General features: G+C 73.4%; 13 protein-coding genes. 3 read left to right on the forward strand and 10 right to left on the reverse strand.

The window, feature by feature from the left end; genetic code table 11:
- The first annotated feature begins 16 nt into the window (after nt 1-16).
- On the forward strand, nt 17-970 hold the full coding sequence (locus ACFV3E_RS11750) for a YihY/virulence factor BrkB family protein (protein ID WP_500534516.1): 954 nt from the start codon (nt 17-19) through the stop codon (nt 968-970).
- 28 nt (nt 971-998) lie between these two features.
- Complete coding sequence (locus ACFV3E_RS11755) at nt 999-1,781, forward strand: phosphatase PAP2 family protein (RefSeq protein ID WP_500534517.1); 783 nt, start codon at nt 999-1,001, stop codon at nt 1,779-1,781.
- Between the two features lie 8 nt (nt 1,782-1,789).
- Here ACFV3E_RS11755 and ACFV3E_RS11760 read toward each other — a convergent pair whose 3' ends face one another.
- The 6 genes from ACFV3E_RS11760 to ACFV3E_RS11785 all read right to left on the reverse strand — a co-directional run bounded on the left by ACFV3E_RS11760 (nt 1,790) and on the right by ACFV3E_RS11785 (nt 6,776).
- Complete coding sequence (locus ACFV3E_RS11760; RefSeq protein ID WP_500534518.1) at nt 1,790-2,557, reverse strand: alpha/beta fold hydrolase; 768 nt, start codon at nt 2,555-2,557, stop codon at nt 1,790-1,792.
- A gap of 259 nt (nt 2,558-2,816) precedes the next feature.
- Nucleotides 2,817-4,019: a hypothetical protein gene (locus ACFV3E_RS11765; RefSeq protein WP_500534519.1), complete on the reverse strand. Its 1,203-nt coding sequence runs from the start codon at nt 4,017-4,019 to the stop codon at nt 2,817-2,819.
- Nucleotides 4,016-4,339: a PadR family transcriptional regulator gene (locus tag ACFV3E_RS11770; RefSeq protein WP_500534520.1), complete on the reverse strand. Its 324-nt coding sequence runs from the start codon at nt 4,337-4,339 to the stop codon at nt 4,016-4,018. Before ACFV3E_RS11770 ends, ACFV3E_RS11765 begins: the two co-directional genes overlap by 4 nt.
- Before the next feature lie 75 nt (nt 4,340-4,414).
- On the reverse strand, nt 4,415-5,263 hold the full coding sequence (locus tag ACFV3E_RS11775) for an oxidoreductase (RefSeq protein ID WP_500534521.1): 849 nt from the start codon (nt 5,261-5,263) through the stop codon (nt 4,415-4,417).
- A gap of 19 nt (nt 5,264-5,282) precedes the next feature.
- The gene (locus ACFV3E_RS11780; RefSeq protein ID WP_500534522.1) at nt 5,283-6,035 is read right to left on the reverse strand and encodes an SDR family oxidoreductase; all 753 of its coding nucleotides are present in this window, start codon (nt 6,033-6,035) and stop codon (nt 5,283-5,285) included.
- Nucleotides 6,036-6,056: 21 nt separating this feature from the next.
- Nucleotides 6,057-6,776, reverse strand: a complete 720-nt coding sequence (locus tag ACFV3E_RS11785; protein ID WP_500534523.1) for an SDR family oxidoreductase — start codon at nt 6,774-6,776, stop codon at nt 6,057-6,059.
- Between the two features lie 242 nt (nt 6,777-7,018).
- On the opposite strand from ACFV3E_RS11785, the gene ACFV3E_RS11790 reads away from it, so the two are divergent.
- Complete coding sequence (locus ACFV3E_RS11790) at nt 7,019-8,425, forward strand: D-alanyl-D-alanine carboxypeptidase family protein (RefSeq protein WP_500534524.1); 1,407 nt, start codon at nt 7,019-7,021, stop codon at nt 8,423-8,425.
- Nucleotides 8,426-8,468: 43 nt separating this feature from the next.
- Here ACFV3E_RS11790 and ligA read toward each other — a convergent pair whose 3' ends face one another.
- From ligA to ACFV3E_RS11810, 4 genes are all read right to left on the reverse strand, one after another.
- On the reverse strand, nt 8,469-10,502 hold the full coding sequence (gene ligA / locus ACFV3E_RS11795) for an NAD-dependent DNA ligase LigA (RefSeq protein ID WP_500534525.1): 2,034 nt from the start codon (nt 10,500-10,502) through the stop codon (nt 8,469-8,471).
- A 66-nt stretch (nt 10,503-10,568) separates the two neighbouring features.
- Complete coding sequence (locus ACFV3E_RS11800; RefSeq protein ID WP_500534526.1) at nt 10,569-10,940, reverse strand: hypothetical protein; 372 nt, start codon at nt 10,938-10,940, stop codon at nt 10,569-10,571.
- 73 nt (nt 10,941-11,013) lie between these two features.
- Entirely contained in the window at nt 11,014-12,018 is a 1,005-nt protein-coding gene (locus ACFV3E_RS11805; protein ID WP_500534527.1) for an NAD(P)H-dependent flavin oxidoreductase, read from the reverse strand.
- Between the two features lie 62 nt (nt 12,019-12,080).
- Nucleotides 12,081-12,920, reverse strand: a complete 840-nt coding sequence (locus tag ACFV3E_RS11810) for an alpha/beta fold hydrolase (RefSeq protein ID WP_500534528.1) — start codon at nt 12,918-12,920, stop codon at nt 12,081-12,083.
- Nucleotides 12,921-12,990 lie beyond the last annotated feature (70 nt).

Below are 12,990 nucleotides of genomic sequence, written 5' to 3' on the forward strand. Positions count from 1 at the left end.
ACCGGTCAGGAGAACGATGGGCACAGCCACCCGCGTCCCGCAACGACGCGACGTCCAAGGTGCCGAACTGTCCGGCGACGAGGCCTGGGCCGCTCTGCGCCGGTACGGTGGCTGGAGCCTGCTGCGCGACTCCTTCGTGCGGTTCCGCTACGCCGACGGCTTCAGCCACTCCCGCGCGCTGGCCCTGCAGACGGTCCTGTCGATCGTCCCCTTCGCCATCGCCGTGATCGGCCTGTCGAGCGTCCTGCACACCGACGACATCGGCCGCGTCGCCGAACTGACCGTCCGCCGGATGGCCGGCGGACCGAGCCAGGAGGTGATCGACGACGCCCTGCGGCAGAGCCACCGGCAGGGCGACGGCGGCGGGCAGGCGGCCCTGTGGCTGGGGCTGCTGTTCTCGGTCGTCAACGTCACCACCGGCCTGTGCCAGGTCGAACGCGGCGCCAACCGCATCTACGGCGTGGAGCGCGACCGCCCCTTCCTGCAGAAGTACAGCCGCGGGCTGGTGATGGCCGTGCTGGCGGGCATGCCGCTGGGCCTCAGCTTCGTCCTCACCGTCCTGGGAGGGCATCTGACGCGGGCCCTGGCGCACGTTTACCACCTGGACGCCGCCACCACGCAAGCCTGGGACGTCCTGCGCTGGCCGCTCGGGACACTCCTCGCCGTGCTCGCCACCAGCGCGATCTTCCGCCGTTCACCCCGCCGCGCCCAGCCCGGCTACACCTGGCTCGCCTTCGGGGCGACGGTGTACCTGGTGCTGTGGAGCGTGTCGACCTGGGCGCTGAGCCTGTACGTCGGGGCGAGCGGCTCCTTCACCAGCATGTACGGGCCGCTCAGCGCCTTCGTCGCGCTCCTGCTGTGGTCCTATCTCACCTCGGTCGCGCTCTTCCTCGGCCTGGCGTTCGCCGCGCAACTGGAGGCGGTACGCGCCGGGGTCCGGCAGCCCGCCGCCGACGACCCGGGCGTGTGACACCCGACCGGCGAAGGAGGCCGCGCCCATGCGCATCCCGTACCACCCCTCGCACCCCTCGCATCCAGGACCCGACGCACGTCTGGGCGCCCGGCTGGCGGCCGCGGCGGCCGCCACAGCCGTCATGGCGGTGCCCTTCGCCCTCGCCGTACTGCTGGTGGAATCCGGATGGCCCCCGCTGCGCCGCCTGGACCAGGGCGCCGCCGACCACCTGCACCGCGCCGCCCTGCAGCATCCGGGCCTGGTGCGCGTGCTCCGCTTCCTCACCGACGTCGTCTGGGACCCGGCGACGCTGCGCGCGCTGGTGGCCGTACTGGTGGTGTGGCTGCTGACCCGCCGGGCCTGGCGCCTGGCGGCCTGGGCCGGGGTCACCGCGGTCGCCGGAGCCACGACGGGGCTGCTCGCCAAGAACGCCGTCGAACGCGCCCGCCCCCATCTGCCGGACCCGGTCGCCCAGGCCCCCGGGTTCTCCTTCCCGTCCGGCCACGCCATGACGGCCACCACCTCCTGCGCCGTCCTGCTGCTCGCCCTGCTCCCCCTGGTGCCCAAGGCGTGGCGCCCGCTGCCGTGGGCCCTCGCCGGGATCACGGTGCTCGGCGTCGGCTGCACCCGGGTGGCCCTCGGCGTCCACTGGGTCAGCGACGTCCTGGGCGGCTGGCTGCTGGGCCTGGTCGTGGTCACCGCCACCACCCTCGTCTTCGAGACCTGGCGCGCCGAGACCGGACGCCCCCGCACCGCCCCCTCGCAAGGCCTGGAGCCGGAACTCACCGAGGCCGCCCCCGAACCACCACGCGACGTCTGGCGGCCCTGAGGCCCTGGTCAGCCCGGCGAGCCGCCGAGCCAGTCGGCCAGGAGGGGGACGACCAGTTCGGGCGCCTCGACCTGGGGGAAGTGCCCCACCGCGGGCGCGTCGTCGAGAACGGTCAGCTTGGAGCGCGGGACGAACGCCGCGATGCGCGGGATCACATGGGCCCCGCTGATGGGGTCCGCCGGGCCCCAGATGAACTGCTGCTCGTCCTCACACGTGCGCAGCGCCTCCGTCCATCGAGCGGCGTGCACCTTCCGTTCGTCCATGTACCGCAGGAGGCCCGGCAGGACTCTGAGGCCGTCGCGCGACCGCGTCCCGACCCACATGTCGTGCAGCACCGCGTCCGGCAGGGGGCGTCCTGTCAGACGCGTCACTGACGCCGTGAACTTCCCCTCGTCCACGTGCTCGGCCAGGTCCGGCCCGTGCGGGCCGTGGAGTGCCTGCTGTTCGGGGGTGGGGTGATGGAGGTCGGGGAAGATGCCTCCGTTGAGCCAGGTCATCGACGTGACCCGGTGCGGGTCGCGGGCCAGGAGCTCCTGGGCGACGGAGACCCCGTAGTCGTGGGCGACCAGAGCGGTGGTCGCGTGGCCGTCCAGCGCCCAGACCGCCTCGACGAGGTCGGCCTGTTCGAGCAGGGAGTAGGTGTGCGGGTAGGGCTTGTCGCTCTCGCCGAGTCCGAGGAAGTCCACCGTGGTCACACGGTGACCCCCCGCCGCGAGGTGCGGCACGACGGCCGCCCAGTCGTGCGAGGAGGAGGGGAACCCGTGCAGCAGCGTCACGGGAGGGCCCCCGGGCGGCCCGTCCTGCCGTACGAACACGACGTGGCCGAACCCCGGGAGGCGCCGCCGGCCACCACCGGCGATCCACTCCCGACGGGACTGGACGCTGCCGGCCATCATCCCTCCGATCGCCGGACGCGAGCCGCGCGCACGGCACGCCCCTCACTGCCACCGGCAAGCCTGACCACGCCGTGGCCGGCCCGCATCACGGCCGGTCCGGCCGGGTGACCGTGGGGCACCTGGATCGGCGTGACCGCTGTCACCGCCGCCAGTTCGGCGGCGGCGTGGCGCCGGCGGGAGGGCTGCTGACGGCGGCGCCGAGGGCTGCCCCGAAGACCGCGAGGGGGAGGGCCGCCAGCGGTACGTAGAGGAGCACCCAGCCGATGGCCTCGTGCAGGCCCAGGCCGATCGGGCCGGAGACCGGGTCGCCGTCGATGGGGTGCACCCCGGCCCGCTGGTAGCGGAACGCCTCCGTGACGTAGACGGTGAAGGCCGGGAGGCAGGTGGCCGCGACCGCCCACACCGCGGCCTGCAGTCCGGCCCGGAACGAGCCGTCGGCGGCCGCGACGAACAGCGAGGCCAGGAAGAGGGCCAGGACCGGGACGGCGAGCAGGTAGAGGCCGAGGCTGTCGCCGGAGGCGATGTCGTTGAGGTGGGCGGAGAGGAGGAGTCCGCCGGCGACCGCCACCCCGACGCCGAGGCCGGTGCGACGGGCACGGCGGCTGGTGGTCAGTGCCCGCGGCGGAACGAGCGCGAGCCACAGGCCCGCGGCCAGCAGCACCGCCAGGGTGACGGCGGCTGAGGGAGCCAGCACGACGGAGGTGTCCGTGCCCAGGGAGTAGGCCGTGACGGCGACGCACGCGGCCACGCCCAGCAGGCCCGCGACCGCGGTGGGCAGACCGGGCGCCGGGCGGCGCAGTCGCCGGGCACGGGAGACGGCGACGGTGGCCAGGGCGCCGGCCAGGCCGACGAACGTCACCGCGAAGAGACGCAGTTCGGGCAGTGCGCGACCGACCACCGGTCCGGTGCCGGCGACCAGCGCCGTGGCCAGCGCCGCCGCCGCGAGCACCGCCGCGCGGTGCCCGCGCGGCGGGAACAGCGCGGTACGGGCACACCCGGTCGCGAACGACCAGCGCTCCCGGCGGTCCGGCACCTGCGCCAGCTCGGCGGTCATCGCCGCACCCCAGTCGCGGCGGTCGGCCGGCAGCGTCGCGACCGCCGCCGTCAGCAGCCGCGCCGGGGCGTCCATGGCGGCCAACCGGACACCGGACGTGCGCCACCAGGCGGCCCAGAGCAGCGCACCGGCCGATGCCGCGGGCGCCGCCAGGACGACCGAGGTCACGGCGTACGACAGGAGGTCCTCCTCCGGCGCCGGCGGGCTGCTGCGGCTCAGCAGCAGGACGTAGGCCGCGTCGACGGCGGCGCACACCAGCGCCGCGCCCAGCCAACCCGTGCGGTTCATCCGCCCTCCCACCCCAGACGCAGCCCGGACCGTTCGGTGACGGTGTCGCGTTCCTGCTCGGCGAGTTGGGCGGCCAGCGCCAAGCCGGCTCCCGTGAGGCGGTACAGGTGCCGCGGGGGCCGTCCGGCCGGTGCGTCGGACTCCCATGTGGTCTCCAGCTGTCCGCGGTCGGCCAGCCGGATCAGGATCGGGTACATCGACCCGGCCCGGATGTCGAGCATGCGGCACAGTTCGTAGCCGTACCGCCAGTCGGTCGGGGTTTCGGCCAGCGCCAGCACCACCGCGATGGTCTGCGCCGAGGGGCGTCGGGACCGCGTCATGCGGATAACTCTATATAGCTAGAGTTGACTGGACAAGGGATCGTCGCGAAGCGGCGACGGAGCACAACCCGCGGCTCAGACCGCGGACTTTGTGTCGTCGTGGTCGGTGGACAGGGCCAGGGCCCGCCAGGTGTCCGCCTCCTTGCGGAGCTGGACGATCTTGCCGTCCATCGCGGCGGCGCAGTCGCTGCCCAATTGGGCCCGCATCGGGGGGTGGTCGGAGTCGGCGAGCTCGATCATGGCCCGGGCGCCCTTGACCGGGTCACCCGGCTGGCCGTGGTTGAGGCCGGGGACGGCGTCGCGCACCGCACCCGCGGTGGCGGCGTAGTCGGCGATCACCCGACCCTCGGTGTGCAGGCTGGACGCGTCGAGGAAGTCGGTGCGGAAATAGCCCGGTTCGACGATGACGACGTGGATGCCCAGCGGGGCCAGTTCGTCGTGGAGGGCCTCGGAGAGCCCCTCCACCGCGAACTTGGTGGAGCAGTAGACGCCGAAGCCGGGCGCGCCTCGGAAACCGCCGATGGAGCTGAGGTTGAGGATGCGGCCCGACCGCTGCCGGCGCAGCACCGGAAGGACGGCGCGGGTGACGTTGGCCAGACCGAAGACGTTCGTCTCGTACACCGACCGGAACGCCGCGTCGGAGGTCTCCTCGACCGCTCCCAGGACACCGCGACCCGCGTTGTTGACCAGGACGTCGATCCTGCCGAAGGCGTACACGGCCGCGTCGACCGCCGCACGGGCCTGCCGCTCGTCGGTCACGTCCAGCGCGACCGCGAGCACCCGGTCGCCGTACGCGGAGAGCGCCTTCTCCACGTCCCGGGGGTCGCGGGCCGTCGCCACGACGCGGTCACCGCGTTCCAGCGCCTGACGTGCGACCTCCAGGCCGAATCCACGGGCCGCGCCGGTGATGAACCATGTGATCATGACTGCCGGCCTCCTGGAGTCAGTGCGCGATGAGGTTCTGGCCGCCGTCGATGTCGTACGTCCCGCCGGTGAGCGCGTCGTTGCACATGATGTGGGTGGCCAGGGCGGCGACGTCCGCCGGGCCGACGACCCGCCGGATGGGCAGCTTGGCGCGCAGTTCCTCGCGCCGGGCCTCGAGTTGGTCACCCAGGAGCGACGCCGACAGGGAGGTGTCCACGAAGCCGGCGGCGACGAGGTTCACGCGGATCGGCGCCAGCTCGAGCGCCAGGTTCGCGGTGAGGGCGGGAAGGGCGGCGGTGAGCGCGGACGTCACGGCCAGGCCGACGCCGGGACGCCGGCCGCCGGTGCCGCCGATGAACAGCAGCGTGCCGCCGGGGCGGACCTTGTCGGCGCTGTAGAGCGCCACCGCCAAGGTCATGGCCAGACGTTCGCTGAAGTGGCGGCGTGCTTCCCCGAGGTCCATGTCGGCGAGCGGCATGTAGAAGGGGCTGCCGGCCGTGAGCAGCACGTGGTCGACGGTGCCGGGCAGGCCCTGGAAGAACTCCTTGAGACGGTCGGTGTCGGTGGCGTCGAAGGCCGCCGTGCTCAGGGGCCGGAGCTCGTCCGCGGCCTGCCGCAGCCGCTCGGGGTCGCGTCCGACCAGCACCACCTCGCCGCCACCGGCCCGTACGCGGCGCGCGGTCTCGAAGCCGATGCCCGCGCTGGCCCCGATCACCACGACGGTCTGCCCGGCGAGGTCAGGGGGGTCGTGGTGCGCGTCGCTGCCCGCCATGGGCACCTCCTGTGGTGGTGGTCAGACCAGCGGCTCGCCGCCGCGCAACTGCGGGTACAGCGTGCCGGGGCCGCCGGGCAGGGCCGCCTGGACCTGCCGGGTGACGTCGTCGGCGAGCACCTCGTCCGCTCCGGCCTGCACGCCGTCGAGGGTGGCGCGGGCCACCGCGGCGGGATCGGCCTTCGGACCGCTCACGGCCGCGGCCATCTCCGTCGCGAGGTAGCTGACGTGGAGCGCGGTGACCTGCGTGCCCTGCTCGGCGAGCGCCACCCGCAGGGCGTTGGTGATCGACCATTCGGCGGACTTGGCGGCGGCGTACCCGGCGGTGCGCGGGATGGAGACCCAGGACAGCACGGAGAGCACGTTGACGATCGCGCCGCCCCCGTTGCGCCCGAGGACCGGGGCGAACGCCCTGCTCATGGCGAGGGTGCCGAGGACGTGCGTCTCGAATTCCGTACGGAACGCGTCGAGGTCGGCGGTGAGGACGTTCGCGCGGGTCGTCGAGCCCGCGTTGTTGATCAGGAACGTCACGTCCCCGGCCTGCTCGGCCGCGGCACGGACCGACTCCTGGTCGGTGATGTCCACCGCGATCGGGACGGCGCCGGGGACGCCGACCTTCGCGGGGTCGCGGGCTCCCGCGTAGACCTTGGCCGCCCCGGCCTCGAAGAGCGCCCGCACGAACTGCTCACCGAGCCCGCGGTTGGCTCCGGTGACGAGGGCGACGGACCCTTGGACCTTCATGGAGGCACCTTCCCGGCGTGCGGTCGCGGGGCTGGGGCGCGCCCTCACGGCCCGCCACGGCAGCCCGTGGCCGTCCGTACCTGTCTCCTCGACCTCTTCGAACGCACCTCTTCGAACGTATATCGCCCGGGTTGCCGCCACCACCGGAAGGGCGGGCACTCCTTTGGCGGCGCTCATGATGCCGTGGCCGCCACGGTCCGGAAACTGGGGTTCGGCAGCGGAGTGTCGTGGAGGAGGTCGGCGTGGCGGGCGAGTCTCCCGGCGGGGCGGATCAGCAGGAGTCGTCGGGGCAGACGGCGGACCCGGACGAGGCGAACGGTGCGGCGGATCCCTCCGTGCTCAGCGGCGAGCGCCGGACGCTGCTGGACGAGCTGACGAACCCTCCTCCGCCACCCCCTCCCCCTCCCCCGCCACCGGCGGCGGAGGAGGAGGAGCGCACCCCCGTGAGCCCGGTGAGGCTCTGGCTTCCGGTGGTCGTGCTGCTGGCGCTGGTCTTCTGCGTGGTCCAGGCGCTGCGCCCGCTGCCGGCGCCCACGCTGAAGCTGACCGCGGCGCCCTCGTACACGTTCGGCGGCGACGCGCCGTCGCTGCCGTGGCCCGCCGAGGGCCAAGCGGTCCTGGAAGCCGAAGGGCTGGGCCGGATCGGCACGTTCGGCGTGCAGCGGCCGGTGCCGATCGCGAGCGTCGCGAAGGTGATGACGGCCTACGTCATCCTGCGCGACCACCCGATCGGGAACGGCGGCGAGGGCAAGACCGTCGAGGTCGACCGCAAGGCAGAGGACCAGTTCGGCAGCGGGCAGACGGAGGGGGAGTCCGTCGTCAAGGTCGCCGCCGGGCAGAAGCTCAGCGAGTACGAGGCGCTGGAGGCCGTCATGCTGCCCTCGGCCAACAACATCGCCCGCCTGCTGGCCCGTTGGGACGCGGGAACGGAGGAGGCGTTCGTGAGGAAGATGAACGCCACCGCCAGGGAGCTCGGGATGGACGACACGACGTACACCGACCCGAGCGGCCTGGAGGCGACCACCGTCAGCACCGCGAGCGACCAGGTCAAGCTGGCGCACGCGGCGATGAAGGACGAGGTCTTCGCGGAACTCGCCGCCAAGACCCGGTACACGGACCTGAACGGCGACGTCCAGAGGAACGTCAACCAGCTCGTCGGCTCCGGCGGCGTCGTCGGCATCAAGACCGGCAGCAGCACCAAGGCGGGCGGCAACCTCCTCTTCGCGGCGGTCCGTGAGTTCGGCGGTACGCGGCAGCTCGTCATCGGAGCGATGCTGGGGCAGCACAAGGCCGACATCCTCGACACGGTGCTGGGCCGCAGCAATACCCTGCTCCAGGCCGCGCTGGGCGCCCTCTCCTCGGACACGGTGGTCAGGAAGGGTGAGGTCGTCGGTTACGTGGACGACGGCCTCGGCGGCCGCACCGAGGTCATGGCGGCCGAGGACGTCCGGGCGATCGGCTGGAGCGGACTGAAGGTCCGGCTCTCCCTGCACGCCCCCGGGAACGGCGTCCCGCACGCGGCGCCGGCCGGCGCCCCCATCGGCACCCTCACCGTCGGGGACGAGGACAGCGCCGTCGAAGTGCCCGTCGCCCTCGGCCGCCACCTGTCCTCGCCGTCGATCGGCTCGAAGCTCACCCGCCTCGGCTGACGCGGGCCTGCGATCCCCTCGTCCATGGTGGGCCCCCGGATCCCTAGGCGAGGTAGTCGGCGACCAGGTCGGCGAACTCCTGCTCGGTGAGCACCCTCGTGCCCAGTTCCTGCGCCTTGGCCATCTTGGAGCCCGCTCCCTGGCCCGCGACGAGGATGGTGGTCTTCTTCGACACGCTGCCGGAGGAGCTGCCGCCGGCGTTGCTGACGAGCTCGTTCATCTCGTTGCGGTTCCTGCCGGCGAGGGGCCCGTTCATGCCGCCCGTGATGACGACGACCTGACCGTCCAGGGGCTTCGCCTCGCCAGGTGTGGCGGCGGCGACCGGCGCCACGGGCTCGGTCATGGTGACGCCCGCGGCGACGAGCTTGTCGATGACGGGTCCCATGGCCGCGATGTGGGCCGCGATCTTGGGGGCGTTGGCCGCGGGGAGCTTGTGCACCGCGGCCAGGGCGTCGGCGTCGGCGGCGCGTATCGCGTCCATCGTGCCGAAGTGACGGGCGATCTCCCGCGACAGCGTACGGCCGGTGCGGACGATACCGAGCGCGCAGAACACCCGGTTGAGGGGCTTGGCCCTGGCCGTCTCGATCTGCGCCACCACGGTGTCGGCGCGCTTCTCGCTGCGGGTCGCGTCGACCAGTTGCCCGCGCGTGAGGCCGAACAGGTCGGCCACGTCGGCGACCGCGCCGCCGTCGACGAGGGCTTCCAGGTAGGTGACCCCGAGACCGTCGATGTCGAGCTGGTCGCGGCCCACGGCGTACCGCAGCGCGGCGAGCAGCCCGCATCCGCCGCCGGTGCCGCCCGCGCACTCCCACCGTTCGCCGGAGGTGTCGATCTCGCCGCCGCACGTCGGGCACGACTCGGGGAACACCACGGGCGTCTCGTCGCCCGTGCGCAGTTCCACCACGGGTGCCTCGATGCGGGGGATGATGTCGCCGGCCTTCCACACCATGACGGTGTCCCCGATCATCATGCCGCTGTCGCGGATGAACTTCGGGTTGTGCAGCGTCGCGTACCGGACGACGCTGCCGTCGACCTCGACCGGCTCCAGCACGGCCCGCGGCGCGATGATGCCGGTGCGTCCGACGTTCCACTCCACCGCGAGGAGCTTCGACTGCCGGACGGCGGCGGCGAGTTTGTACGCCGTCGCCCAGTGCGGGTGGCGGGTGCCGAACCCGGCCTTCTCCTGCTCGGCGACCGTGTCGGCCTTGACGACGACGCCGTCGATGCCGAACGGCAGCTCCGCGCGCAGCCCGGCGATCTCGTCGACGCGGCGCTGCACCTCCTCCACCGTGCCGCAGACACGCGGCCCGGCCGGTGTCGCGGCCATGGTCTGCACCCCGGCGGCGGCGACCGCGTCCATCATCTCGGTGTGCGTGTCACCGGTCAGGCCGACCACGCCGTACGCGTAGAAGGTCGTCTCGATCACGTAGGGGCGGTCCTTGGCGCGCAGCGTCCCGGCCGTGCCGTTGCGCGGGTTGGAGAAGACCTTCGCCCCGTGGGCCGTGCGGATGGCGTTGGCCGCCGCGAACTGCTCCCGGGTGAGCAGCACTTCCCCGCGCACCTCGAAGGTGGCCGGCGTGTTCAGCTCCAGGGGCAGGCCCACGATCGACCCGATCGCGTGGGAGACGTCCTCGCCGGAGGTGCCGTCGCCCCGGGTGACGAGCTGTGTCAGGCGCCCGTCCACGTACCGGGCGGCGATGGCCGCGCCGTCCAGCTTGGGCTCGGTGACGTAGCCGCCCTGAACCGGCGCCCCCAGACGGCGCTCCACGGACGCGTCCCACTTCACCAGTTCCTCGGGGCTGAACACATTGTCGAGGGACAACATGGGAACGGTGTGGGCGACATCGCCCGCCGGGGCGGCACCACCGCCCACCTTGCCCGTGGGGGAGTCCTCCCGGACGTCCTCGGGATGCTCCAGCTCGTAGTCGCGGATGCGGCCGGCCAGCAGGTCGTACGCGGCGTCGTCCAGCGGGCTCGTCCCGTCGGCGTAGTAGGCGGCGCACGCCTGCAGGGCCGTGTCGACGGCGGAGCGGTAGTCCTCACGGGACATCAGCGGGGCAGCGATCACTGTCGTCATGTGCCGCATCTTGGTGCACGGGTCTGACAATGAGGCGGCGGAGCGGGCCCGGCCGGGCCGGGCCCGTCAGGGGCTGCCGACGGGCCACGGCTCCCCGTCCGGGCGGGTGGCCGTGGGCCGGCCCGCCTCCACGAAGTCCCGGTACTCGTCCTGCACGATGCCTTGGTTGACCCAGCGCTCCCGCAGCGCTCCCGTCCGTTCCTCAGCGGTCACCAGCGCGGACAGCGGATCGTCGGCGGTGCCGACGAGGCGGCCGAACGCCTCCTCCTCCGCTTCCGGGTCGAGCGGCGGGAACTCGACCAGGTCCATGAAGGTCTCGTGCCCGACGTCCTCGAGGTCACGGACGTGGACCTCGTACGCCGCTTTCGTCGGCCGGACCTCGACGACCCTGACGCCAGGGCGCTCGGGCGCACCGATCGGCCCGAGGAACTGTTCCACCGAATGGCCCCGTCTCAAGGCCCCGACAGCGAAGGACTCCGCCAAGTGGCGCACGCACGCATCGTACGGGTGCTCAGGCGGACTCCTTGCCGATGCCGCCGGACGCCTTGCACAGCAGCCGGGCGGCCCCGTCGGCGAGTTCGCGGACGACGTCGAGGGCCGACTCGATGCGGGAGACCGTGCCGACCGCCTCGCCCGCGTAGAGGGCCATCGCGTCCAGGTGCCCGGTCGTGGTCCGGAGCGGGCAGACCGGGCTGGACGCCGGGACGGGTACGGGCACGCCGCCCAGTACCGCCTCGCCGGCGATGTCGGTGTCCAGGGCGCGTGCGCGCTCGACGCACTCCGACAGGACGCGGTGCGGCGCGTCCGGCCATCCGGTCGAGAACTGCGTCGTCAGTACGGTGTCGCCGGCGCCCGCCCTGATCAGGGCCTCCTTGTACCGCGGGTGCGCGTCGGACTCGTGCGTGGCGACGAACCGCGTGCCGACACGGGCCGCGTGCGCCCCGGCGGCCAGCACCGCGGCGAGGGACCGCGCGGTGCCGATGCCGCCCGCCGCGACGACGGGGACGTCGACCGCGTCGAGCACCTCGTCGAGGAGCGGGAGCAGGGGCCTTACCCCGCGCACGTGACCGCCCGCCTCCCTGCCCTGGACGACGACGAAGTCGCACCCCGCGTCGGCCGCGGCCCGGGCCTCCTCGACAGAACCCACCTGCCAGGCGGCCAGCGCCCCGCCGCGCTTGGCACGGGTGACCAGGCGGGGGACGGGGTCCGCGTAGAAGAACTCGACGACCGGCATCCGCTCCGCGGCGACGTCGACGCACGCCTCGTCCTCGAGCAGCGGCAGGATGAAGTTGACCCCCACCGGGCGTGAGGTGCGCCGCCGTACCGCGTCGAGCAGGTCGGTGAGCACGGGCGGTGGCACCATCGGGTAGCCCACCATGCCGAGCGCCCCCGCCGCGGACACCGCGTCGGCGAGGTCCAGCCCGCTCACCCAGCCCATGCCGGCCAGCTGGATCGGCACGTCGCAGCCGACGAGGTCGGTGAACGGGGTGCGCAGCGGGATGGGTACGGTCGCCATGTGCTGATGCAAGCGCCCGCCGTCGCGCTGTCGCCACTGCGACGCGTCACGCGGGGGGAGCGTCACCCCGACGGCCGATGCGCCGCCTCGACGGGGTGACGCCGGATGAAGTCGAGGACGGTCCATGCGACGAGGGAGGGGTCCTCCAGGGGCATCGCGTGGCTGACGCCCGGCAGCGTCACCTGCCGGGCCCGGGCGAGCCGCCCGGCCAGCGCGCGGTTCCGGGCCCGGTAGGGGCTGTTGAGGCGTTCCCCCTCGCCGCCCGCCACCAGGAGCACCGGCTGCGGCAGGCCGTCGAGGCCGACGGCGTCGGCGTCCCACGCGGCGAACGCCGCTCGCTCGTGCTCGAAGAAGTACCTGCCGCTGAGCACCGACTTCCTGAAGCCCTCCGTGCCGAGCGCGCGGGTCATGACGTCCAGGTAGCCGGGGGCGCACACGCTCCCGGGGAAGAAGCCGTAGGCCCGCGCCAGGTCGCCCTCCTCCGCGGCGGCGACGGCCCGGCGCATGGCGTCGCTCTCCGGCTCGTCGGGGGCGTACGGGAACGCCGGTTCCAGCAGCACCATCGACCAGACGAGCTCCGGGTGCGCGGCGGCCAGTTGCAAGGTGATGGTGCCGCCGGTCGAGTGCCCGACCACGTGCGCCGGCCCGATCCCCCGGGCGCGGAGCACCTCCGCGAGGTGCCGGGCGTGGTCGGTGACGCCCAGCCGACCGCTCAGGTCCCGGCTCCGGCCGTACCCGGCGCGATGGGTGCGTACGACCCGCAAGCCGGGCAGTAGCCCGGCGAGCGGTGCGAACCAGTCGGCGCCGAAGGAGGCGTGGACGAGCAGCACCGCCTCGCCGCCCCCTTCGTCCCAGAAGGCGATGTCCGCGTCCGGTGTCACGATGTGCTGCTCCGCTCGCATGGGCATTCGCCTCGGAGGGGGTCCGTCGGTGCCGCTATGTGGTGGTTTATGCAACTTCACGCGAGCCGAT

Source organism: Streptomyces sp. NPDC059718 (assembly GCF_042733315.1).
In the GTDB taxonomy this organism is placed as follows: domain Bacteria; phylum Actinomycetota; class Actinomycetes; order Streptomycetales; family Streptomycetaceae; genus Actinacidiphila.

What these genes read in the sequence shown, in the direction of transcription:
- ACFV3E_RS11750 (WP_500534516.1), top strand. Translation starts at nt 17, where the DNA reads ATGGGCACAGCCACCCGCGTCCCGCAACGACGCGACGTCCAAGGTGCC.
- ACFV3E_RS11765 (WP_500534519.1), bottom strand. Translation starts at nt 4,019, where the DNA reads ATGAACCGCACGGGTTGGCTGGGCGCGGCGCTGGTGTGCGCCGCCGTC.
- ACFV3E_RS11770 (WP_500534520.1), bottom strand. Translation starts at nt 4,339, where the DNA reads ATGACGCGGTCCCGACGCCCCTCGGCGCAGACCATCGCGGTGGTGCTG.
- ACFV3E_RS11810 (WP_500534528.1), bottom strand. Translation starts at nt 12,920, where the DNA reads ATGCGAGCGGAGCAGCACATCGTGACACCGGACGCGGACATCGCCTTC.
- ligA (WP_500534525.1), bottom strand. Translation starts at nt 10,502, where the DNA reads ATGACGACAGTGATCGCTGCCCCGCTGATGTCCCGTGAGGACTACCGC.
- ACFV3E_RS11780 (WP_500534522.1), bottom strand. Translation starts at nt 6,035, where the DNA reads ATGGCGGGCAGCGACGCGCACCACGACCCCCCTGACCTCGCCGGGCAG.
- ACFV3E_RS11785 (WP_500534523.1), bottom strand. Translation starts at nt 6,776, where the DNA reads ATGAAGGTCCAAGGGTCCGTCGCCCTCGTCACCGGAGCCAACCGCGGG.
- ACFV3E_RS11755 (WP_500534517.1), top strand. Translation starts at nt 999, where the DNA reads ATGCGCATCCCGTACCACCCCTCGCACCCCTCGCATCCAGGACCCGAC.
- ACFV3E_RS11805 (WP_500534527.1), bottom strand. Translation starts at nt 12,018, where the DNA reads ATGGCGACCGTACCCATCCCGCTGCGCACCCCGTTCACCGACCTCGTC.
- ACFV3E_RS11775 (WP_500534521.1), bottom strand. Translation starts at nt 5,263, where the DNA reads ATGATCACATGGTTCATCACCGGCGCGGCCCGTGGATTCGGCCTGGAG.